The organism is Pseudarthrobacter sp. BIM B-2242, assembly GCF_014764445.1.
Lineage (GTDB): Bacteria > Actinomycetota > Actinomycetes > Actinomycetales > Micrococcaceae > Arthrobacter > Arthrobacter luteus_A.
On the sequence record NZ_CP061721.1, the window covers coordinates 1490779 to 1513217 of the forward strand.

A 22439-nucleotide genomic window follows, 5' to 3' on the forward strand; every position below is an offset into this window, starting at 1 on the left:
CCGGCAATTGGGGGCCTTCTCTATTTGCCGGTGGAATATCATTTCAATCACAGGAGCTTTAACATTAGCGAGCCAAGAATCAATGAGCGTATCCGCGTCCCCGAGGTGCGGCTGGTCGGCCCTGCAGGTGAACAGGTAGGAGTCGTCCGTATTGAGGATGCCCTGCGTTTGGCTGCTGAATCCGATCTTGATCTCGTTGAAGTAGCACCTCAGGCCAAGCCTCCGGTGTGCAAGCTGATGGACTTCGGCAAGTACAAGTACGAGGCCGCAGTCAAGGCACGTGAGGCCCGGAAGAACCAGACCAACACGGTTCTGAAAGAAATCCGCTTCCGCCTGAAGATCGATACCCACGACTACGAGACCAAGCGCGGACACGCCCTGCGCTTCCTCGGCGCCGGTGACAAGGTCAAGGCCATGATTCAGTTCCGTGGCCGCGAGCAGCAGCGCCCGGAGATGGGCATCCGCCTGCTCCAGCGCTTCGCCGACGACGTCGCCGAAGTGGGCGTTGTTGAATCCAGTCCCCGTATTGACGGCCGCAACATGGTGATGGTGGTCGGGCCGCTGAAGAACAAGGCTGAAGCCAAGGCTGAGGCACGCCGCGCATCGCAGCGTGCAGAGGCCAAGGCTCAGAACGAAGCCAAGGCTTCTGGCCGGATCGATGTCACCGGTGACGACCAGGCGCCGCTGACCCAGTCGTTGGCTGATCTTCTTCCGGAAGGGTTCGCCATCACCACGGAGCCCGAAACGGCTGCTCCGGAAACTGAAGCCACTGAGGCGGAGGCTCCGGAAACGGCAGCTCCGGCCGCGGCTGAGGCACCCGTTGCAGCTCCTGCCGCTGAAGCCCCGGCGAAGGAAGCTCCCGTAAAGGAAGCTCCGGCGAAGGAAGCAGCAGCACAGGAGGCGCCGAAGCAGGCCGCCCCGAAGGCCGCTGCTCCCAAGCGGGAAGCCCCCAAGGCAGCTCCGGCTCCGGCCAAGGCTCCCGAAGCCAAGCCCGCCGAGGCAGCCAAGCCCGCTGAAGCAGCCGCTCCGGCAGCGCCGGCAGCTCCGAGGCCGCCGGTACCGATGCCTAAGCCGGTAGCCCGGCCTGCGGCTCCGAAGCCTGCTGCAAGGCCTGCCCCCAAGGCAGCCCCGAAGCCGGCCGGTAAGAAGACTACCTAGTTCAAAGCTGCGGAAGGTTTCCTTCCGCAGTACGCAACCAGCACGCCGCCTGCAGGGGTGGCTGCTCGAAAGAACTGCAGACAATGTCTGTGGACACGTAAGGAGATCGGTTCCCATGCCGAAGATGAAGACCCACAGTGGTGCTAAGAAGCGCTTCAAGCTGACCGGCAGCGGCAAGCTGCGCCGCCAGCAGGCCAACCGCCGCCACTACCTGGAGCACAAGTCCTCCAGGCTGACTCGTCGTCTCGCCGGCGACAAGATTGTCTTCAAGGGTGACGCAAAGGTCATCCGGAAGATGCTCGGCATCTAAGTTCCAAGTTCTCTGACTGATGCCACCTGGCAGCAGTCAACTACCAAAAAGGCTTCTCAGGCCAGCCGGTTGTTCCGGCAGTAGATGCTTGGGATCAGATTTTCGAAGGAGTACGCACGTGGCACGTGTGAAGAGGGCGGTCAACGCCCACAAGAAGCGCCGGGTTATCCTTGAACGCGCAAAGGGCTACCGTGGACAGCGTTCACGCCTGTACCGCAAGGCCAAAGAGCAGCTGCTGCACTCGTTTGTGTACAGCTACGGCGACCGCAAGAAGAAGAAGGGTGACTTCCGCCGCCTGTGGATCCAGCGCATCAACGCTGCATCCCGCGCCAACGGCCTCACCTACAACCGCCTGATCCAGGGCCTGAAGGCCGCTGAGGTCGAGGTTGACCGCCGTATGCTGGCCGAGCTGGCCGTCTCCGACGCCAACGCTTTCGCCGCACTGGTAAAGATCGCCAAGGACTCCCTGCCTGCTGACACGTCGGCTCCGGCTGCCAAGTAGCATCTGAAGGCAGTTCAAGAGCTGGTGGCTGAAGCCACTAAGGTTCTTATATGAACGAAACCGGGCGCCCGCAAGATATTCCACTGTCCAACCCCCGAGCTGATCGGGTGAGGAAGGTGGCGCAACTTGCCGGGCGCCCGGCCCGTTTAAAGCGCAGCGAGTTCCTGGCGGAAGGTCCACAGGCTGTCCGTGAGGCCCTGACGCTGCACCGGAAGAGGATCGCGGCGGGGGAGCCGGGCGTCGTTTACGAGGTCTACGCGAGCGAGGCCTGCCTCGACCGGCACCCGGACCTGGAGGCCCTCGCCGAAGGCATTGACGCCTACCTAACCACCGATGAAGTCCTTGCTGCGATGGCGGACACCGTTACCCCGCAGGGTATTCTGGCTGTCTGCGGTTTCCTGGACGTGAGCCTTGAGCAGGTCCTCGACGCCGGCCCGCGGCTGCTTGCCGTGCTGTGCCAGGTCAGGGACCCCGGCAACGCCGGCACCGTGCTCCGGGCCGCCGACGCGGCCGGCGCGGACGCCGTTATCCTGACCTCATCCAGCGTTGATATCTACAATCCGAAGGCGGTCCGTTCCACGGCCGGCTCCCTGTTCCATCTGCCCGTTGTCCTGGGCGCGGATATCGAGGCCGTGGCAGCCGCCTGCCGGGCGCGCGGGATCGGGATCCTGGCCGCCGACGGCAACGGGGACGTCAACCTGGACACGCTCCAGGACCAAAACGCCGCCCGCCGCATTGCGGCCCCCGGGGTGGAATCGGTTTTTGCATTGGAGGCGCCAACCGCGTGGCTCTTCGGCAACGAAGCCCAGGGGCTCTCCGAGGCCGAACTCGGCCTGGCCGACCATCGGGTGGCTGTGCCGGTCTATGGGGCCGCGGAAAGCCTCAACCTCGGCACGGCGGCAACGGTGTGCCTCTACGCCAGTGCCCGGTCGCAGCACGAGTCCGGTGCGTTGTCCGGGCAGGGCCGTGCCGGTAAGACCCAGGCCGGGTAAGGCCCGCCACAACTTAAAAAGACAGGGCCCCGGTTGTTCCGGGGCCCTTGCTGTATGAATCAGAGATGAGAGGCAATCAGGGTGCGCGGGTGGATCCGCGGCGTCCGGTGATGGCGCCGTAGACGCCGGCAACTACCAGGCCGCCTACGATGGCGAGGATCCAGGTACCCAGATCAAAGAAAGCAAGGTCGCCCTTGCCGAACAGGAGGCTGCCAATCCAACCGCCTACAATCGCGCCGACTACGCCCAGCACGAGGCTCGTTACCCAGCCGCCGCCGACCTTGCCGGGCATCACGGCTTTAACGATGGCCCCCACTATGAGGCCGAGAATAATCCAAGCAAGAAAACCCATGTCTCCTCCTTCATATTCGTCGGGATTTAATTGTCCCGATTAGTGTTCAAGCTAACATAAGGGCGCCCCCTTGTCAGCAGGCTTAGTGCCTGTTTACGGTGCGTGTTGCGAGGCAAAAAGGGACCGGATTTTCGGGCTCAACCCGTGCAGGGCCGCGGTTTGCGCCTGCGGGGTTTGTGGCTTTGTGAAGGAGAACAGGCCGTGGCGGGCAGGTCCGGGTGATTCGGATCAGGCGGCCAATGGTTTTTTGCGTTCCAGCAGGCCGCTGACAATTGCCACCGCAAGCCCCAGGACAGCCAGGACAGCCCCCACAAGTGCGGGCGCCACGAAGCCCCACCCCCAGGCGATCACCACGCCACCCAGGAACGCGCCCAAAGCGTTGGCAACATTGAGTGCCGCATGGTTAAGGGAGGAAGCCAGGGAAGGGGCATCCGGCGAGGCGTCCAGGAGGCGGGTCTGGAGGGCAGGGATCAGCAACGAGCCGGATGCTCCCACCACAAAGACCATCACGAATGCCGACCACGGCCAGTGCACTGCCACGGCGTAAACCACCAGGGCGACTGCGATGCCGGGCAGGACCCAGTAGAGGGTCCCCATCACGGATTTGTCAGCAAGCCTGCCGCCCACCATGGTTCCGGCGACCATGCCCAGACCGTACAGGGCCACCACGATGGGCAGCAGTGATGCGGGAATGCCGGCCACCAACGTCATGGTGTGGGCGATGTAGGTGTAGGTGGCGAAGAAGCCGCCAAAGCCAACGATGCCAATGAGGATCGCGAGCCAGACCTGCAGTCGCTTGAGGGCACCGAGTTCGCGGCGGATGCTCGCGTCCGGATGGGGTGCCTGGTACGGGACGAATTTCCAGAGCAGGACCAGGGTCAGCACGCCGATGGCGCCTACAAGGACAAAGAGGAGCCGCCAGCCGAATGTCTGGCCCACCCAGGTGGCCGCGGGCACGCCGATCACGTTGGAAACCGACAAGCCGGCCATGACCATCGAGATGGCCCAACCGCGCCGGCTGGGCGGAACCAGGGAAGCGGCAATGACGGCGGCGACGCCAAAGAACGCGCCGTGCGGCAGGCCGGCGGCGAACCGGGACACCAGCATGGTGCCGTAATCGGGAGCGATGTAGGACACCAGGTTTGCCAGGGTGAAGAACAGCATGAGGCCGAGCGCGAGGTGCTTGCGTGGCAGCTTGGCTCCTACTGCGGCGAGCAACGGTGCCCCCACCACCACACCGAGGGCATAGGCGGAGATGAGGTGCCCGGCCTCCGGGGTGCTGATGTTGAGGCCCTGCTCCACTTCTTTGAGCAGGCCCATCATGGTGAATTCCGTGACGCCGATTCCGACGCCGCCCATTGCCAGAGCGAAAATGGCCGCACCGATATTGGGCGCCTTGACTGAAGGCGCGGTGGGGGTCTGGACGATGCTGCTCATGTGCCTGCTTTTCACGGGGGGATGCTGGGTTGGTGCCGGGGGCGGGCTGCCGGCCCCTGTACGGAACCTCCAAACGAGTGCAGGTATTCCTGTCCGGCCGGCGGAAAGGCCTGCCGTCCATTGTCCCCTATCCAGGAGGCGGCGCAGCAGGATGCTGTGTGCCTGCCCGGTGCCCAATGCTCTCCGGGGGTCGGGCCTCCCTCATAGACTGGGGCGGTGAGTGAACAGATACAGGTAGTAGGCGCAGCAATACTGGACTCGATGGTGCACCCGGCCCGCATGCTGGTGGCGCGGCGTACGGCTCCCGAGCAGTTTGCCGGCCTCTGGGAATTTCCCGGCGGAAAAGTGGATGCGGGCGAAGAGTGCGAGGCGGCGCTGCACCGTGAGCTCAAGGAAGAACTCGGCGTGACAGCCCGGCTGGGGCGGGAGTTGGAGGCGGCGGAGCCGGCAGGGTGGCGGCTGAACGAACGGGCCAGCATGCGGGTCTGGCTGGCCGAAGTCACCGAGGGGGAGCCGCGCCCTCTTGAGGACCACGATGAACTGCGCTGGGTGGAACTGGCGGACCATCAGGGTGTGCTTGACCTCCCTTGGATTCCTGCTGACTTCCCCATAGTGCAGGCCCTGCTGCACTCCCTCAGCTCACAAGTGAGTACAGGCAACGCGGCACAGGCCCTGAACCCCTAGGGCCTCCGACGCAGGGGTCAGAACAGGGTTGGCTGGCCCGGCGGCGCCACGGTGCCCTGCCGTGTGTCCCGGCCTCCTGTACCGGAGACGGGGAGGATGCCCTCGGGATACTGTGCTTCTTCTGTGCGGGGATCGTCCTCAAGATCGCGGTGGCTGAAGCCGTGGCCGCTTGTGAAGCCGTGCCGCTGCTTGAAGAAGCGGACCTTCGCCGCGAGCCAGCTGCGGTATTCCTTGGAGGCATACGATCCGGTCCCGTACAGGCCACGGTAGCGGCCCGTGAGCTCCGGGTGGTTCCTGGCGATCCACTGCATGAACCATTCCCGGGTGCCCGGCTTCAGATACAGGGCGCCTGCGGTTACTCCGGTGGCGCCGGCTGCGGCCAGCGAGCCGAAGAGGGCATCGAGCGCGTCGTCGCTGTCGGAAAGCCAGGGCAGGATGGGCATGGCCATCACGCCGCAGGGGAGCCCGGCGTCGCGGAGGCGGGAAACCAGCTTCAACCGTGCCCGAGGCCCCGGCGTGCCCGGTTCAACTGCCTCGGAGAGTGCCTCGTCCGTCATGGCGATGGAGATGCCTACGCCCACCGGGACCTGGGTGGCCGCAGATTTGAGCAGCGGGATGTCCCGTGCCAGCAGGGTGCCCTTGGTGAGGATGGACAGCGGAGTTCCGGAGTCCGCCAGCGCTGTAATGATTCCGGGCATGAGCTGATATCTGCCCTCGGCCCGCTGGTACGGATCTGTGTTGGTGCCCAGCGCCACCTGATGGCGGCCCCACGACGGTTTGGCAAGCTCCTTTCGGAGCACCTCCGCGGCGTTGACCTTGACAACCACCTGGCTGTCGAAATCGAGTCCGGCGTCAAAGTCCAGGTACGTGTGGCTCTTGCGGGCAAAACAGTAGACGCAGGCGTGGCTGCAGCCACGGTAGGGGTTCACGGTCCATTCAAACGGCATGCGGGAACCGGCAACCACCTTGTTGAGCACCGATTTGGCGGTGACCTCATGGAAGGTGATGCCGGCGAATTCGGGGGTGGTGACCGAGCGGACCAGCCCGGCGAGGGGCAGCAACGCGGGTGATGCGACGTTTCCGCCGCCGTCGCCGGCAGGCCGCTGCATCAGTGCTTGTGCATCCCATCTCATGCACTCTATTCGAAGATATGTTCGAACTTAAGTCAAGGGCCCGCGCCGTGGTGTGGCGCGGTTTGGCTGAGTCCACGCGCCGGATCAGGCCTGCAGTTCCCAGACCACGGTGACGCTCGCGCCGAGGCTCGCGTGCCCAGCCTCCACGGTGATGGCGTCGGCTGCCACGGCCCGCTCGAGCCTCGCCACGGGAACCGGTCCTGCTGCGAGGGGGCGCTCGGCAACGGACACCACCGCGCCAAGCGTGGCTGATGCGAGGGCGGCGTACTGTTCGGCGGCGGCTGCGGCGTCCTGCCACGCAGCGGCCCGGGCCCGGGCCAGCACGGCCGATTCATCCGCGAAGCCGAGCTCAAGGCCGTTCAGCCGGACGTCGTCGCCGCCCGCCTCAACCACGGCCGCGATGACGGCGGACGCAGCGGCCATCTGCCGGACGCGCACGGTGAGCATGCTGGACGCCACATAACCCGCCACATGCTGGCCCTCACCGTCGCGCCAGACGAGCTCCGGGCGGACGTTCAGCCCGGAAGTCCGGATGTCCGCGTCAGCCACGCCGTACTGGCGGAGCGCACCGGATACGGCAACGGACGCTGTGCCCGCATCAGCGTAGGCGGCACCCACGCCCGCCCGGCGGCATTCGACGCCCACAGAGAGAGTGAGCAGGTCCGGCGGCGCTTCCGCCGTTCCCGTACCTGTCACGGTGACGGTCCTCGTGCTGGATTCGTCTGCCATAATCAGACCTCGATTCCGCCGGGTCCGCTGGGAGCCGGCCTTGGTGTCCTGATGTCAACGTAACCGCCGGCGGCCAGGCCGGCGCGCCGTTCAAAGAAGTTTGCCGACGCCGGGTTGCCTGTCCTGAGCTGTGACCAGCCGGCGGCCAGGAAGTACAGCGGAAGGAAGGGCGCGCCCAGGCACCAGGCATATTGGGTACAGTGCTTTTCCTCGTGCCCCAGGAGAGCCGGGTTGGCCAGAAGCTGTTCAGCCGGCAGCCGGCAGATGACCACGTTCCCCAGGACGAAGGCGCCGGCGAAGGGGACGCGCCACGCATAGCCGGAAGCGATGATCAGCCCGCGTGGCCCCCTGCTGACAGCAGTGCGCGCAGCGCGGGCCACCGCGAGGCCGAGCAACGTGCTGCCGTTAGCTGCGTTCGCGAACTGCCGCAACCGTTGTCCCGCCGATACGTGCACGGAGGAAAGCGGCCGTGATCCTCCCGGGTGCCGCCGTTCTGCCATGAGGCCATGGTAGCCGGAGCGTTCAATTAGACTGGAGGATAGTGGCCGCCGGTATTTCTCCAGTCGGTATTTTCCAACCGGTAATTCCCAGTGGCCCTGACCTGGTCATCGAGTGCGTTCGTTGTGGATGCACGGAATGACCTGCCAGTGACGGATGAGCCGCCGGGAAACCGCGCAGGTCTGCCCTGGTCTTTTGAGGAAATTCATCAGCCCCGACTCGTAGCTAAGAACAGTAGATGACTGAAACTTTGCCGGGCGCCGCCATCCCGAATCCCACGGATGAAGCCGCCATCACTGCCGCTGTAGACCAGGCCATCGCCGCCATTGCCGGCGCGGGCTCCCTTGACGAACTCAAGGCGGTGAGACTGGCGCACACCGGTGAGAAGTCACCGCTGAGCCTCGCCAACCGCGAAATCGGCAAGCTTGCCAAGGAGCAAAAAGCTGTAGCCGGCAAACTCATGGGCTCGTCCCGCGGCAAGGTCAACAAGGCGCTCGCGGACCGGACAGCCGAGCTGGAAGCACAAAACGACGCCCGGATCCTGCTGGAAGAGACCGTTGACGTTACAGCGGCGCCCCGCCGTCGTCGTGCGGGCGCACGTCACCCGCTTTCCACGCTGCAGGACCGTGTGGCGGACATCTTTGTGGGCATGGGCTGGGAAATTGCCGAAGGCCCCGAGGTGGAATCCGAGTGGTTCAACTTCGACGCACTGAACTTCAAGCCGGACCACCCGGCCCGCGAAATGCAGGACACGTTCTTCGTGGAGCCGCCCGAGGCCCACCTGCTGATGCGTACGCATACCTCCCCGGTGCAGGTCCGCTCCATGCTGGAACGCGACGTGCCCATCTATGTGCTGTGCCCCGGGAAGGTGTTCCGGACCGACGAGCTGGACGCCACCCACACCCCGGTGTTCCACCAGTTCGAGGGCCTGGCCATCGACAAGCACCTGAGCATGGCGGACCTCCGCGGCACGCTGGAGCACTTCGCCCGGCAGATGTTCGGCGACGAAGCCCAGATCCGCCTGCGCCCCAACTACTTCCCGTTCACCGAGCCGTCCGCCGAGCTGGACATCTGGCACCCGGGCGCCAAGGGCGGTCCGCGCTGGATTGAATGGGGCGGCTGCGGCATGGTCAACCCCAACGTGCTCCGCGCCGCGGGCATCGATCCGGACATCTATTCAGGTTTCGCTTTTGGCATGGGCATTGAACGCACCCTCATGTTCCGCAACGAGGTAGGCGACATGCGCGACATGATCGAAGGCGACGTACGTTTCAGCGAGCACTTCGGGATGGAGATCTAACAGTGCGTATCCCACTTTCCTGGCTGCGTGAATTCGCAGCAGTACCGGCCGGAGCAACGGCCGAAGACGTGATGGCCGAACTGGTCAAGGTCGGTTTTGAAGAAGAGGACGTCCACCGCCCCACGGACACCCTGCAGGGCCCCGTCGTGGTGGGCCAGGTCCTGAGCATCGTCAAGGAACCCCAGACCAACGGCAAAACCATCAACTGGTGCCAGGTCCGGGTTGTCCCCGAAGGCCAGGCGCAGACCCTGACCGGCGACGGCATCGACCCCTCCGGCGTGCAGGGCATCATCTGCGGCGCCCACAACTTCGTGGAGGGCGACAAAGTAGTTGTCACCCTGCCCGGCGCCGTCCTGCCCGGCGACTTCCGCATCTCCGCGCGGAAGACCTACGGCCACCTGTCCGCCGGCATGATCGCCTCCGTCCGTGAACTGGGCATTGGCGAGGACCACGACGGCATCCTGGTGCTGTCCCGGATCGGGCTGGACCCGGAAATCGGCACTGACGCCATGGACCTGCTGGGCCTGTACGACGAGGCAGCCGAGATCAACGTGACGCCGGACCGCGGCTACGCCTTCTCCATCCGTGGTGTGGCCCGTGAGTACGCCCATGCCACGGGAACCGTCTTCACCGATCCTGCCACCAGGGTGCAGGCCCCGGCGGAGCTCTCCGGCGGCTACGGCGTCAAGCTCAACGACGACGCACCCATCTACGGCAAGCCGGGCTGCGACCGTTTCGTGGCCCGCACGGTCCGCGGCGTGGATGCCACCCGGCCCACCCCGCCGTGGATGACCTCGCGGCTGAGGCTGGCCGGCATCCGCTCGATCTCGCTGCCGGTGGACATCTCCAACTACGTCATGCTGGAGCTCGGCCAGCCCACGCACTGCTATGACCAGGACAAACTGTCCGGTGACATCGTGGTCCGCCGGGCCGTCGCAGGGGAGAAGATCACCACCCTGGATGGCAAGGAACGCACGCTCGACGTCGAGGACCTGCTCATCACCGACGGCTCCGGCGCGATCGGCATCGCAGGTGTCATGGGCGGCGCGGCAACCGAGGTGAGCGGTTCGACGTCGGCCGTCCTGGTGGAGGCGGCCCACTTCGACGAGGTGTCCATCGGCCGTTCCCGCCGCCGCCACAAGCTGCCGTCCGAGGCGTCCAAGCGCTTCGAGCGCGGCGTGGACTGGCATGTGGCCGACATCGCCGCCCAGCGCGTGGTTGACCTCCTGGTGGAGCTCGCCGGCGGCGTCGCTGACCAGGCGGGGACCGACGTCGGCACCGCACCTGACGCCGTGACCATCACGTTGCCTGCGGCCTTCGCCGCCCAGCGGATCGGCATCGACTTCACCGAGGACCAGATCGTCACCTCGCTGGTGGACCTCGGTGCCGTGGTGGACAAGGCCGACGGCGGCTGGACCGTCACCGCCCCCAGCTGGCGCAGCGACCTGGAAACCAAAGAAGACCTCTCCGAGGAAATCGCGCGGCTGGTGGGTTACGACAACATCCCCGCGACCCTCCCCGTGGCCCCTCCGGGACGTGGCCTGACGCGCGTGCAGCAGCAGCGCCGCCGGCTCATCCAGGCGCTGGCTGACGCCGGGCTGACCGAAGTCCTGGCCTACCCGTTCGTCTCCAAAGCGGCCAATGACACGTTCGGCGTCGCGGAGCAGGGCACGGCCCGGAGCGCGGTCAAGCTGGCCAACCCGATCAGCGAGGAACACGGCTACCTGCGGACCTCCATCCTTCCCGGGCTCATCGAGGTGGCCAAGCGGAACCACTCCCGCGGCTTCCGTGACCTGGCGCTCTTCGAATCCGGCCTTGTCTTCCTGCCGGACGGCACCGTGGGAACGCCGTCCATCCCGCCGCTGGGCGTCAAGCCTGCAGACGAGGTACTGGATGCACTGTACGACGGCGTCCCGGACCAGCCGCTGTACGTCGCCGCCGTCCTCACGGGCCACGATTCTCCCGCTGCCGCCGGCCATACGCCGCGCCTGTGGGACTGGTCCGATGCGCTGGACATTGCCCGGCTCGCCGGGGATGTCCTGGGCGTGGAGGTAGTAGTAAGCCAGGGTGCGCACCAGGCGTTCCACCCGGGCCGCGCCGCGCAGCTCTCGCTGCGGACCGGCGAGGTGGTGGGATACGCAGGTGAGCTGCACCCGAAGCTCCTGGCCGCCCACGATATGCCGGCCCGCTCGGTGGCGGTGGAGTTCAACGCCGATGCGCTGTTCGAGGCTGCCGCGGACGTCATTGTGGCCCGCCACATCTCCACGTTCCCCGTCGCCACCCAGGACGTTGCCCTGGTTGTGCCGCAGGACATTCCGGCGGATCAGGTCCTCGAGGCGCTCCGCGAGGGCGCCGGCGAGCTGCTGGAGGATGTTGCGCTGTTCGACGTCTACGCCGGCAAGGGCATTGAGGAAGGCAAGAAGTCGCTGGCCTTCGGCCTGCGGTTCCGTGCGACGGACCGCACGCTGACGGCCGACGAGGCGTCGGCTGCCCGTGAGGGCGCCGTGGCACTGGCTGCCGAGCGCTTCGGCGCCGTCCAGCGCTAGGCGCTGATCTCCGTGGCGGGGCCGGCGGCACTGCGTCCGGTCCTGCGTTCCTGCCCTCCCGGTCATCCGGGAGGTCAGGACGCGGAGCTGCTGGGGCCCACCGAGCTGGAGCGGGCTGCCGCCCTGGCACTTGGTCCCCGGGCAACTTTCGTGGCCGGCCGGCTGGCGCTGCGAAGCTTCGCCGCAGACCTGCTGGGTGTCCCGGCGTCAGAGCTCGCCACACACTTCAGCTGTCCCCGGTGCGGTACCGGTCCCGGGTTATCCCATGGCCGGCCAGGGTACTCTTTGCGCGGGAAACCGGTACCGCTGGCCTTGAGCCTGGCCCGGAGTTCCGGCTGGATCCTGCTCGCAGCCGTGGTGGAACCGCCTGAAGGCCTAACCATCGGCGTGGACCTGGAGGACCCGGCCCGCCTGGATTTTGACGGGTTCGATGCTGTAGCCCTGACCGAGGCAGAACGTGGAGCCCTCGCCGGACTGTCCGGGCAGGCCTTGGTCCAGGAACGGGCGCGACTGTGGGCGCGCAAGGAAGCCTGGCTCAAGATGACCGGAACCGGCCTGACCACCGCACCGGACACCCTGGACGTTCTTCGCCGCCCCGAAATCCGTGACCTGGCGGCAGGCGAGGCGGGCCTGCCGCGGAACTTCCGCGCCGCCGTCGCGCTTTCACCTGCCGGGTATCAGCGCCCGGAACTAACGCAGCACAGCCCCGCTAGCGCACAGGCAGCGGCGGTAGCGCCGTCTCGTGGAGCCAGGGATGCAGCAGTGCCTCGGAGTCCAGCCCCGTGGTTCGGTCAGCGGCCAGGATAAAGGCGGCGGTGGACACCGACCCATGCCGGTGGGTGCTGGTCCAGTCGTGCAGCAGCGCGAAGAATGCGAGGTCGCCGCACTTGACCCGCAGGGCATGCAGGGCCAGGGCTCCGCGTTTGTACACGCGGTCATCAAACATCAGCTCCGGACCGGGGTCGCCCACAACGATGTCCTGGCTGCCGACGGCGAGCTTCCGCCAGGCCGCGGCAGCCCGGTCAGCCACGGTCATAACGCCGGCCTCCTCGGACCAGATCCACTCCGCGTAGCAGGCGAACCCCTCGTGGAGCCAGATGTCCGCCCACGAAGCGGCCGTGAGGGAGTTGCCGAACCACTGGTGGGCGAGCTCGTGGGCGATAAGCCGCTGCGACTCCCACTCCTGCGTCAGGTGGTTCCGGCCCAGAATGGACAGCGTCTGTGCTTCAAGCGGGATCTCCAGCTCGTCCTCAGTCACCACCACGGTGTATTCGGGGAAGGGGTAGGGCCCGAAGCAGCTGGCGAACGTACGCATCATCTCCGGCTGCCGGGCCAGGCCTTCACGGGCCGTTTCGGCCAGGAGCGCAGGGACGGCCGCAAACTGCGGGACCTGCCCTGCTGCGTGGGCCGGAGCCAGGCTGAGGAGCTCGTAGCGGCCGATCTGAACGGTGGCCAGGTAGGTTGCCATGGGCTCCGGCTGCTCGTAGACCCAGGTTTCGCGGCTGGCCCTGGTGCTATGGGAAACCAGCTCCCCGTTGCACACGGCCCGGTAGCCGGCATCGGTGGTCACGCCGATGCGGTAGCTGGCTTTGTCTCCCGGATGGTCGTTGCAGGGGAACCAGGAGGCCGCGCCGTTAGGCTGGCCAGCCACGAGGACGCCGTCGGTCAGTTCCTCCCAGCCCACCTCGCCCCAGAAGCCGCGACGGGGGACAGGGTTGCCCTCGTACCGGATGTCGAGGGTGAAGGCCTCGCCCGCGGGCAGGGCGGCGTCGGGAACTATGACCAGCTGCTCCGCACGCTGGCTGTACTTGCGCACCTTGCGCCCGCTGAGTTGGATCTTGGTGGCCCGCAGCCCGGTCAGGTCCAGCACCAGCGCCGCCGTCGCGTACTGGGTAACAGCGTGCAGGACGGCGCGCCCGCTGAGGCGGTTACTGCTGAGCTTGTAGTCCAGATCCAGTTCGTAACGGGTCACACGGTAGGCGTTGGTGCCATGGCCGGGCATGTAGGGATCGGGCGCCGCAGCGCCTTGCTCCGAGGTGCGTGACGGGCCGGTACTGGCGGCCGTTGGGCTCGGTGCGGGGGAACTCATAAGACAGTATTTCCGATCAACAGAGGCGGCAGTGACAACTGGTGCTGCGGGGCTACCTTGGTTTCGGCGCCGGCACTGCGGGGCCGCTCCAGGGGCTTACCGGGTTGCCCATCCAGTAGGTCGAGGCGGGAACCGATTCGCCCCGCATCACCAGCGACGCGGGTCCTACCGTTCCGCCACGTCCGATGCTTGCCTGGGGAAGGATCACGCCGTGGGGCCCCATGGTTGCTCCGTCTTCGAGGGTAACAGTGTCCAGGCTCATGACCCTGTCGTGGAAGAGGTGCGTTTGGACCACACAGCCACGGTTGACGGTGGAATTCCGTCCCAGGGTGACCAGATCCGCTTCCGGGAGCCAATAGCTTTCGCACCAGGTGCCGCGGCCGATTTTCGCACCGAGCGACCGGAGCCACCAGACCAGTGCGGGTGTGCCCGTTGCCGCCCGGGCGAACCATGGGGCGCTGACCATTTCAATAAACGTGTCCACCACCTCGTTGCGCCAGATAAAGGAACTCCACAGGGGGTGCTCGCCTTCACGGATCCGGCCCACGAGGATCCATTTTGCGACGACGGCGCTGCCCGCTGCCACCGCTCCGGCCACCAGCATGACCACTCCGCCCACCGCGGCGGCAATCCCGTAGTTGTACGTGGCCGCCAGCCAGTCGAAGGCGAGCATCACGCCCGCGGCGATGGCCACCGTGGTCACCACAGGGACGAACCGGCCCAGTTCCCAGAGGCAGCGGGCGAACTTGAGCCGCAGCGGGGGCTCGTACGTGCGGGTGTCGTCCGAGGCGATCGCCGTGCGGCGGAGCCGCACGGGCGGGCTGCCCAGCCAGGATGTTCCGGACTTGGCCTTGGCCGGCGTGGCGGACAGGACGGCGACGAGTGAATTCTTGGGGACGTTCCGGCCGGCCGCGGTCATGCCGGAGTTGCCCAGGAAGGAGCGTTTGCCGATTTTTGCCGGCGCAATCCGCAACCACCCGCCGTCGAGCTCGTAGGACGCCACCATGGTGTCATCCGCGAGGAAGGCACCCTCGCCCACCGTGGTCATCTTGGGGATGAGCAGGACGGTGGAGGCTTCGACGTTTTTGCCGATCTTCGCCCCGAGCAGGCGGAGCCAGACCGGGGTGAAGAGGCTGGCGTAGACAGGGAAGAGCAGGTCACGGGCCAGGTCCAGGACCCGTTCGGTGGCCCAGACCTGCCAGCCGATCCGGCTGCGGACGCGGTAGTAGCCCTCCTTAAGGCCAATGCCAAGCAGCCGCGTGGTGGCCAGGATGAGCAGCAGGTTGACCACGAACCAGACCAAGGCCGCCGGCGCGAGGGCAAGCAGGAGCTGGGGGACCGCCGCGGACAGCGAGTCGCTTCCCCGGATGAAGGTGAAAACCACCACGGCAGCGGCCGCGGCCGAGATATAAGGGATGAGTGCGAGGATGGCCGAGGCGAGGGCGAATCCGGTGAACCAGAGCCTGCCAATCAGCCGGTGTTCAGCGGGCATGTCCGGCACCGTGTGTTTGGCCTTGCCGCGGCGGACGGCCGGCGAGCCGGCCACGTGGTGCCCGGCCTTGACTTTGCCAAGCACGGCCGAGCCCGGCTCCACCTGGGCTCCGGCGCCGATCGAGGCGCCGGGCATCAGCGTGCTGCGCGCCCCGACACTGGCACCTGAGCCGATGCGCACGGCACCGATGTGGACAACGTCACCGTCAATCCACCAGCCGGAAAGATCCACCTCAGGCTCCACGTTGGAGCCGCTGCCGAGGGAAAGCAGTCCGGTGACAGGCGGGAGCGAGTGCAGCTGGACGTTGTTGCCGATCGTGGCACCCAAGGCCCGGGCGTAGTACGGCACCCACGGTGCGCTGGCCAGGCTGATGGCGCCGGCCAGGTCCTGGATCTGTTCCGCCAGCCACAGGCGCAGGTGTACGCGTCCGGAGCGCGGGTACGTGCCCGGCACCACCTTGCGGAGCAGGATCCGGGCGGCAGCGATGGAGATCAGCATGCGGCCGGCAGGAGAAACGAACACCAGCCAGGACGCGGCCACCCACCACCAGGACAGAGTGGGGGCAGCGCTGAAGCCCGCGAAAGCGGACAGCAGGTTATTGGCCACCATGAGATAGGTCAACCAGCGCATCCCCACGAGGATGTGCAGCGGAATGCCCATCAGCGTCTGGAAGACCTGCGACTTGAACGCGGTGGGGCGGACCGTCCTATCCGGCACCGGCCCGGCGGCCATCCCTTCCGGAAGGGATTGGCGGGCCGTATCAATCAGCGCACCGATTCGGGGCGTTGCATAAATGTCCGCCACCGTGATGGTGGGATAGCGCACCCTGAGGGCCGAAACCAGCTGGGCGGCCGACAGGGAACCGCCGCCGTACGCGAAGAAGTCGGCGTCGAGGCTGGTGACCGGGCTGCCCAAGACGGCGGCCCACTGCCCGGCAACCCAGGCGGCGTCCTCGGGGAGGTTCAGCGGTGCGGCGTCCGCATCTGCTGCACCGGACCCGGTCAGCGGCCAGGGCAGCGAGTGGCGGTCCACCTTGCCGCTGGTCTTGGTGGGCAGCGATTCCACCACAGTCAGCAACGGGATGAGCGGGGCCGGCAGGCTTGCCGCCAGGTGTTCGCGGGCAGCCACCAGGTCCAGGTCCGCGTCGGCGGCGGCCAGGTAGCCCACCAGGATCTGGTTGCCGGCCGCGGTGGTCTTGACGGCCGCGGCAGCTCCGGCGACATGGGGGAGGGCCTGGAGGGCAGCGTCAATTTCACCCAGTTCGATCCGGCGTCCGCCGAGCTTGACCTGTTCATCGGCGCGGCCCATAAAGATCAGGCCTTCGGCTTCGTAACGGACAAGGTCGCCGGAACGGTAGGCGCGCGCCCAGCCGAAGGTGGGCATCGGCGCGTACTTCTCCCGGTCCTTTGCCGGGTCCAGGTAGCGGGCCAGTCCGACGCCGCCGATGATCAGCTCACCGATTTCGCCTTCACCGACCGGCAGGCCGGCGGTGTCCACCACGGCCAGGTCCCAGCCGTCCAGCGGCAGGCCGATGCGAACGGGACCAGGGCCGCCCAGGGGAGCGGCGCAGGCCACCACCGTGGCCTCGGTGGGGCCGTAGGTGTTCCAGACTTCGCGGCCGGGGACGGCAAGGCGCTCCGCGAGTTCAGGCGGGCAGGCCTCGCCGCCAAAGATCAGCAGCCGGACATTCTCCAGGGATTCGGCCGGCCACAGGGCGGCAAGGGTGGGGACTGTGGACACAGCCGTGATGCCGTGGTTAATGAGCCAGGGACCGAGGTCCGTGCCTGTCCTGACCAGCGCACGCGGGGCGGGCACCAGGCAGGAGCCATGGCGCCAGGCCAGCCACATCTCTTCGCAGGAGGCGTCAAAGGCAACGGAGAGTCCTGCCAGTACCCTGTCCTGCGGGCCGAGTGGTTCCTCCTGGAGGAAGATCCTGGCCTCGGCGTCGACGAAGGCAGCGGCGGAACGGTGCTGGACCGCGACACCCTTGGGAGTGCCGGTGGATCCGGAGGTGAAGATGATCCACGCGTCATCGTCCGGCCCGGCGGAACGGCGCGGCGCTGCTGTGCCCCGGGCGGTGGCGGGGTCTGTTGCGTCCTTGGGCTCGGCAAACGTGACGGCGTCCCCGCCGGTCAGAACTGCTGCAACACGGGCCTCACCGAAGACCAGCCGGGCACGCTCCTCGGGGTCGTCGGCGTCGACCGGCACGTAGGCGGCGCCGATGTGGAGGATGGCCAGGATCGCGATGTAGAGCTCGTTCGTCCCGGAGGGGATACGCACGCCGATCCTGTCGCCGGCCCCCAGTCCTGCCGCCTGCAGCTCACGCCCCTTGGCCCGGATGGCGGCCATCAGGTCTGCGTAGCTCAGGGACCGCCGGCCGTCGTCGAGCGCGGACGCCTCAGGAAAACGGGCAGCCGAGCCTTCCAGGATGGCCATCAGGGTCCGCTCGGGCGGTGCCAGGCGCAGGCCGGCCAGCTGGGGGCGGTACAACTCTGCCGGCAGGGATGCTACGACGTTCGACAAGTGCTCACTCACCGTCAGATTGTGCCCGGTCAAGGTGAACGGAAGGTGTCCCCAATTTGTTGAAGGTTCACATTCCGTTCACCTTGACCCGCGCGGATGTCAGGGAACCAGCAGCACCTTGCCTGTGGTTCGCCTGCCTTCGAGGTCTTCATGCGCGCGCCGGGCTTCGGCCAGGGGATAGGTTCCACCGATCCGGACGTCCAGGCTGCCGTCCGCCACGGCGCCGAAAATCTCGCTGGAACGCCACACCCGTTCCTGCGGATTGCCGAGGAAATCGGCCAGCTTGGGCCGCGTCAGGGACAGTGATCCGCCGGCGTTGAGCCGTTGGGGATCCACCGGTGGCACCGCGCCGGACGCCGCGCCGAACAGGACGAGGAAGCCCCGGGTGCGCAGGCTGGCCAGCGAGCTGTCGAACGTCTCCTTCCCCACGCCGTCGTACACCACATCCACGCCCACGCCGTTGGTGAGTTTCCGCACCTCGTCCGCAAATCCCTCGTAGCGGAGCACCTCGTCCGCGCCGGCGGCACGCGACAGGTCCTCCTTTTCGGCGGTGGAGACGGTGGTGATGACGCGTGCGCCCCGGATTTTCAGGAGCTGGGTGATGAGCAGCCCCACGCCGCCGGCGCCGGCGTGGACCAGGACGGTATGCCCGGGCTCCACCCTGAAGGAGGAGTTGATGAGGTAGTGGGCGGTCATGCCCTGCAGGGGCAGTGCCGCGGCGGTGTGCAGGTCAACGCCGTCGGGGACAGGCAGCGCTTTGTCCGCGTCCAGGACGGTGTATTCCGCGTAGCATTTCTGGCCCTCGGCGGTGGCGACACGGCTGCCAACGGCGAAGCCGTCGACGCCCTCGCCCACTTCCTCAACGGTGCCTGCTGCTTCCGAGCCGGGCGTGAAGGGGTAGGCAACTTTGTACATGCCGCCGCGCTGATAGGTCTCGATGAAGTTGACGCCTGTGGCCGCCACTTTGACCAGCAGCTGGCCCGGTCCGGGCGTCGGACGCTCAACCTCTGCGAACTCGAGGACTTCCGGACCGCCGGACTGGCGGGCAAGGATGGCATGCATAAAGGGTCTCCTCTCCGGGGCGGGGATTTCCCGGGCCGGTTTCTCTGACCATCCTAGGGATACCGCTACCGACGACGAAGCGACGGCCGGTAGCCGGCCGTCGCTTCAGGTCATGCGGGGTGTCGCGAAGTGTTCAGCCGGCGCTAGTAGCGCCGGGTCACCGTGGCCATGGGGCACTCGAAGTGGCGTCCGGCGGAGAGGCCTACGTTGTTGAGGTAGCGGACGATGATGCCGTAGGACTGGAGGAGCGTGGTTTCCGTGTAGGGAACCTGGTGCTTTGTGCAGTACTCACGGACGATCCTGGCGGCCTTGTCCAGCTGGGGCCGCGCCATGTCCGGGAACAGGTGGTGCTCGGCCTGGCGGTTCAGGCCGCCGAGGAGGATGTCCATAAAGCGGCCGCCGGAGATGTTCCGGGAGGTCAGGACCTGGCGGCTGAAGAAGTCCACCCGGCTGTCTGCCGGCAGGACGGGCATGCCCTTGTGATTCGGCGCAAAGGAAGCGCCCATATAGAAGCCGAAGACGGCCAGTTGCACACCGATGAACGCGAACGCCATTCCCAGCGGCAGGAAGGTGAAAGCCAGGACGGGCAGGGCGCTGAGGCGGACCAGCAGGATGGGCAGTTCCACCCAGCGGTGGGTCACCTTGGCGCGGCGGAAGACAAACTTGACCGAGTCAATCTGGAGTCCCAGGCCAACCAGGAACAGGAGCGGGAAGAAGAACCAGCCCTGCTTGCGGGTCAGGAACGAGAACCGGCCCTGGCGGTCGGCAACGGCTTCGGTGTGGAACGCGATGGGGCCGGGGGCGATGTCCGGATCCTTGGAGATGACGTTGGGGTGGTTGTGGTGGGCGCCGTGCTTCTGCTCCCACCAGGAGTAACTCATGCCGGCAACCGAGGTGGCCAGGATACGGGCGGTCCAGTCATTGGCTCGGCGGGACGCAAAGATCTGGCGGTGCCCTGCCTCGTGCGCCAGAAAGCTCAGCTGGGTGCAGAGGACGCCCACGGCTGCGGCAATGAGGAGCTGGAACCAGCTGTCACCGATCAGGGCGAAGCCGAACCAGGCCGCCGTCATCAGCAGGACAAGGCTGGAGAATAAGGTGATGTAGAAGCCGACGCGGCGTTCCAGCAGGCCTTCAGCCTTGACGGTCTTCAGCAGCTCCGAGTAGCTCAGGACAACGGCGTTGGGCTTCCGGACACGCGATTGAGGGCGCTCAGCTGCGGGGAAAGTGGTGGACATGGAGCGGGGCCTCGTAACTATTACGGGCAACGCTGCAGCCGACATTCGGTCTGCACGGTCAGGATCACCCTCATCAAGCATACGCCCGGGTGTCCGGCCGGCTCCTCAAAGCACGAGGAGATGTATGCATAAATATCGGGCGTAATGAATAGTTTTGCTGTAAGATTCAGTGCATGACTATTTCTGTTGCCGTCTCCGGGGCCAGCGGTTACGCCGGGGGAGAAGTCCTGCGCCTGCTTGCGGGCCATCCGGATGTGACCATCGGTGCCATCACCGCGCACAGCAATGCAGGTTCCCGCCTGGGCGAGCTGCAGCCGCACTTGCTCGGGCTCGCCAGCCGCATCCTCGAAGACACCACGGTCGAAAACCTTACAGGCCACGACGTCGTCTTCCTGGCGCTGCCGCACGGTGCGTCCGCCGAGATCGCGGCGCAACTCCCCGAAGGCACCATCGTCATCGACGCCGGCGCAGACCACCGGCTCGAGGATGCGGCCGCGTGGGAAAAGTTCTACGGCTCCGCGCACGCCGGAACGTGGCCTTATGGCCTGCCGGAACTGCCGGGTCAGCGTGACGCACTCAAGGGTGCCACCCGGATCGCCGTTCCCGGCTGCTACCCGACGTCGGCCCTGCTGGCGCTGACACCCGGGTTTGCCGCCAACCTGCTGCAGCCCGACGACGTTGTCATCGTTTCCGCCTCCGGCACCTCGGGTGCGGGCAAGGCTGCGAAGGTGAACCTGATCGGCTCTGAGGTCATGGGTTCCATGAGTCCCTACGGAGTGGGCGGCGGCCACCGCCATACGCCGGAGATGGAACAGGGACTCTCCAATGCCGCCGGCGAACGCGTCACTGTCTCCTTCACCCCCACGCTGGCACCGATGAGCCGGGGCATCCTCACCACCGCCACCGCCAAGGTCAAGCCGGGCACTGCAGCCGCGGAGCTCCGCCAGGCCTGGATGGACGCCTACGACGACGAACCGTTTGTCCATCTGCTTCCGGAAGGGCAGTGGCCCGCCACCAAGTCCGTTGTTGGGTCCAACCATGCAGCCATGCAGGTGGCGCTGGATGAACACGCCGGCCGCGTGATCGTCACGTGTGTCATTGATAACCTCACCAAGGGGACTGCCGGCGGCGCTGTGCAGTCCATGAATATTGCTCTTGGCCTGCCTGAAATGGCCGGCCTCAACCTGCAGGGAGTTGCCCCGTGACCGTTACCGCCCCCTTGGGATTCCGGGCCGCCGGCGTCACCGCCGGCCTCAAGGCATCCGGCAATCCGGACCTAGCCCTGGTAGTCAACGATGGCCCCTCCAAGGCGGCAGCCGCCGTCTTCACCAGCAACCGGGTGGCAGCTGCCCCCGTCCACTGGTCCCGACAGGTAGTTTCGGACGGCCGGGTGGACGCCGTGGTGCTCAACTCCGGGGGTGCCAACGCCTGCACCGGTCCCCAGGGATTCCAGAACACCCACAGCACCGCAGAGAAGGTGGCAAAGGTCCTCGGCATTTCGGCAACGGACGTTTTTGTCTGCTCCACCGGCCTGATCGGCGAGCAGCTGCCCATGGACAAGATCCTGCCGGGCATTGAGGCCGCATCCGCGGCCCTGAGCACCGACGGCGGCCCGGAGGCAGCCACCGCGATCATGACCACGGACTCCGTGCCGAAGTCCGCGCTGTTCATCGGCTCTGATGCAGACGGCCAGGAATTCACCATCGGCGGGATCGCCAAGGGAGCCGGCATGCTGGCGCCCGGGCTGGCCACCATGCTGGTGGTCCTCACCACTGACGCCGTGGTGGAACCCGAACTGCTCGACGTCGTCCTCCGCGACGCCACGCGCGTCACCTTTGACCGGGCTGATTCGGACGGCTGCATGTCCACGAACGACACCGTGGTGCTGATGGCTTCGGGCGCGTCCGGGGCAGTTCCGTCCGCCGAAGCCTTTGGTGAGGGGCTGACCAAGGTCTGCGCGGAACTGGCACGCAAGCTCATCGGGGACGCCGAGGGTGCCAGCCACGACATCGCCATCCGCACATTCAACGCAGCAACAGAGCGCGACGCTGAAACCGTCAGCCGCTCCGTGGCCCGGTCCAATCTGTTCAAGGCGGCAATCTTCGGCAAGGATCCCAACTGGGGCCGCGTGCTGTCGGCCGTGGGCACAACGGACGCCGTGTTCGAACCTGACCAGCTGAACGTGGCCATGAACGGCATCCAGATCTGCCGCAACGGCAGCATCGGTGACGACCGCAACCTGGTGAACCTGGAACCCCGCGAAGTCCTGGTAGAGATCGACCTGCAGTCCGGTAAGGCTGAGGCGACCATCTGGACCAACGACCTCACGCATGATTACGTCCACGAGAACAGCGCCTACTCAAGCTAGATCCGCCGGCAACCCTGGAGATACCTGCA

Annotated in this window: 19 protein-coding genes; 10 read left to right on the forward strand and 9 right to left on the reverse strand. The window is 66.5% G+C overall.

Annotated features, from left to right (window positions below; translation table 11 throughout):
* Nucleotides 1-105: 105 nt before the first annotated feature.
* The 4 genes from infC to IDT60_RS06890 all read left to right on the forward strand — a co-directional run bounded on the left by infC (nucleotide 106) and on the right by IDT60_RS06890 (nucleotide 2962).
* Nucleotides 106-1158, forward strand: coding sequence for a translation initiation factor IF-3 (gene infC, locus IDT60_RS06875; RefSeq protein ID WP_370590727.1), 1053 nt, complete (start codon nucleotides 106-108; stop codon nucleotides 1156-1158).
* A gap of 115 nt (nucleotides 1159-1273) precedes the next feature.
* On the forward strand, nucleotides 1274-1468 hold the full coding sequence (gene rpmI / locus IDT60_RS06880) for a 50S ribosomal protein L35 (RefSeq protein ID WP_009358635.1): 195 nt from the start codon (nucleotides 1274-1276) through the stop codon (nucleotides 1466-1468).
* Between the two features lie 118 nt (nucleotides 1469-1586).
* Complete coding sequence (rplT, locus tag IDT60_RS06885) at nucleotides 1587-1970, forward strand: 50S ribosomal protein L20 (RefSeq protein WP_164201051.1); 384 nt, start codon at nucleotides 1587-1589, stop codon at nucleotides 1968-1970.
* Nucleotides 1971-2020: 50 nt separating this feature from the next.
* On the forward strand, nucleotides 2021-2962 hold the full coding sequence (locus IDT60_RS06890; RefSeq protein WP_191081361.1) for an RNA methyltransferase: 942 nt from the start codon (nucleotides 2021-2023) through the stop codon (nucleotides 2960-2962).
* 76 nt (nucleotides 2963-3038) lie between these two features.
* On the opposite strand, the gene IDT60_RS06895 is transcribed toward IDT60_RS06890, so the two are convergent.
* Nucleotides 3039-3314 (reverse strand): GlsB/YeaQ/YmgE family stress response membrane protein, encoded by a 276-nt coding sequence (locus IDT60_RS06895; RefSeq protein WP_164201047.1) that lies wholly within the window; start codon nucleotides 3312-3314, stop codon nucleotides 3039-3041.
* Nucleotides 3315-3542: 228 nt separating this feature from the next.
* A complete protein-coding gene (locus tag IDT60_RS06900) occupies nucleotides 3543-4751 on the reverse strand; it encodes an MFS transporter (protein WP_164201045.1) in 1209 nt (402 codons plus the stop codon).
* Between the two features lie 216 nt (nucleotides 4752-4967).
* Between IDT60_RS06900 and IDT60_RS06905 the strand changes: the two genes are divergently transcribed.
* Nucleotides 4968-5435, forward strand: a complete 468-nt coding sequence (locus tag IDT60_RS06905) for a (deoxy)nucleoside triphosphate pyrophosphohydrolase (protein WP_191081362.1) — start codon at nucleotides 4968-4970, stop codon at nucleotides 5433-5435.
* Between the two features lie 17 nt (nucleotides 5436-5452).
* On the opposite strand, the gene IDT60_RS06910 is transcribed toward IDT60_RS06905, so the two are convergent.
* From IDT60_RS06910 to IDT60_RS06920, 3 genes are all read right to left on the reverse strand, one after another.
* Nucleotides 5453-6568: an Rv2578c family radical SAM protein gene (locus IDT60_RS06910; RefSeq protein WP_191081363.1), complete on the reverse strand. Its 1116-nt coding sequence runs from the start codon at nucleotides 6566-6568 to the stop codon at nucleotides 5453-5455.
* An 84-nt stretch (nucleotides 6569-6652) separates the two neighbouring features.
* Nucleotides 6653-7297 (reverse strand): SIMPL domain-containing protein, encoded by a 645-nt coding sequence (locus IDT60_RS06915; protein WP_191081364.1) that lies wholly within the window; start codon nucleotides 7295-7297, stop codon nucleotides 6653-6655.
* Nucleotides 7298-7299: 2 nt separating this feature from the next.
* Nucleotides 7300-7797 (reverse strand): hypothetical protein, encoded by a 498-nt coding sequence (locus tag IDT60_RS06920; protein WP_191081365.1) that lies wholly within the window; start codon nucleotides 7795-7797, stop codon nucleotides 7300-7302.
* Between the two features lie 236 nt (nucleotides 7798-8033).
* Between IDT60_RS06920 and pheS the strand changes: the two genes are divergently transcribed.
* The 3 genes from pheS to IDT60_RS06935 are packed head-to-tail and all read left to right on the forward strand — an operon-like array spanning nucleotide 8034 to nucleotide 12448.
* A complete protein-coding gene (gene pheS, locus IDT60_RS06925; protein WP_191081366.1) occupies nucleotides 8034-9095 on the forward strand; it encodes a phenylalanine--tRNA ligase subunit alpha in 1062 nt (353 codons plus the stop codon).
* A gap of 2 nt (nucleotides 9096-9097) precedes the next feature.
* A complete protein-coding gene (pheT, locus tag IDT60_RS06930) occupies nucleotides 9098-11641 on the forward strand; it encodes a phenylalanine--tRNA ligase subunit beta (RefSeq protein WP_191081367.1) in 2544 nt (847 codons plus the stop codon).
* A gap of 12 nt (nucleotides 11642-11653) precedes the next feature.
* Nucleotides 11654-12448, forward strand: coding sequence for a 4'-phosphopantetheinyl transferase superfamily protein (locus tag IDT60_RS06935; protein WP_223883915.1), 795 nt, complete (start codon nucleotides 11654-11656; stop codon nucleotides 12446-12448).
* On the opposite strand, the gene IDT60_RS06940 is transcribed toward IDT60_RS06935, so the two are convergent.
* From IDT60_RS06940 to IDT60_RS06955, 4 genes are all read right to left on the reverse strand, one after another.
* The gene (locus IDT60_RS06940; protein WP_191081368.1) at nucleotides 12351-13730 is read right to left on the reverse strand and encodes a M1 family metallopeptidase; all 1380 of its coding nucleotides are present in this window, start codon (nucleotides 13728-13730) and stop codon (nucleotides 12351-12353) included. The genes IDT60_RS06935 and IDT60_RS06940 overlap by 98 nt on opposite strands.
* Nucleotides 13731-13782: 52 nt before the next feature.
* The gene (locus IDT60_RS06945; RefSeq protein WP_191081862.1) at nucleotides 13783-17658 is read right to left on the reverse strand and encodes a Pls/PosA family non-ribosomal peptide synthetase; all 3876 of its coding nucleotides are present in this window, start codon (nucleotides 17656-17658) and stop codon (nucleotides 13783-13785) included.
* A 186-nt stretch (nucleotides 17659-17844) separates the two neighbouring features.
* Entirely contained in the window at nucleotides 17845-18807 is a 963-nt protein-coding gene (locus IDT60_RS06950; protein WP_191081369.1) for a quinone oxidoreductase, read from the reverse strand.
* Between the two features lie 143 nt (nucleotides 18808-18950).
* A complete protein-coding gene (locus IDT60_RS06955; protein WP_191081370.1) occupies nucleotides 18951-20042 on the reverse strand; it encodes an acyl-CoA desaturase in 1092 nt (363 codons plus the stop codon).
* 173 nt (nucleotides 20043-20215) lie between these two features.
* Between IDT60_RS06955 and argC the strand changes: the two genes are divergently transcribed.
* Nucleotides 20216-21247, forward strand: a complete 1032-nt coding sequence (argC, locus tag IDT60_RS06960) for an N-acetyl-gamma-glutamyl-phosphate reductase (protein ID WP_191081371.1) — start codon at nucleotides 20216-20218, stop codon at nucleotides 21245-21247.
* Nucleotides 21244-22410 (forward strand): bifunctional glutamate N-acetyltransferase/amino-acid acetyltransferase ArgJ, encoded by a 1167-nt coding sequence (gene argJ, locus IDT60_RS06965; RefSeq protein WP_191081372.1) that lies wholly within the window; start codon nucleotides 21244-21246, stop codon nucleotides 22408-22410. Before argC ends, argJ begins: the two co-directional genes overlap by 4 nt.
* Nucleotides 22411-22439: the final 29 nt, after the last annotated feature.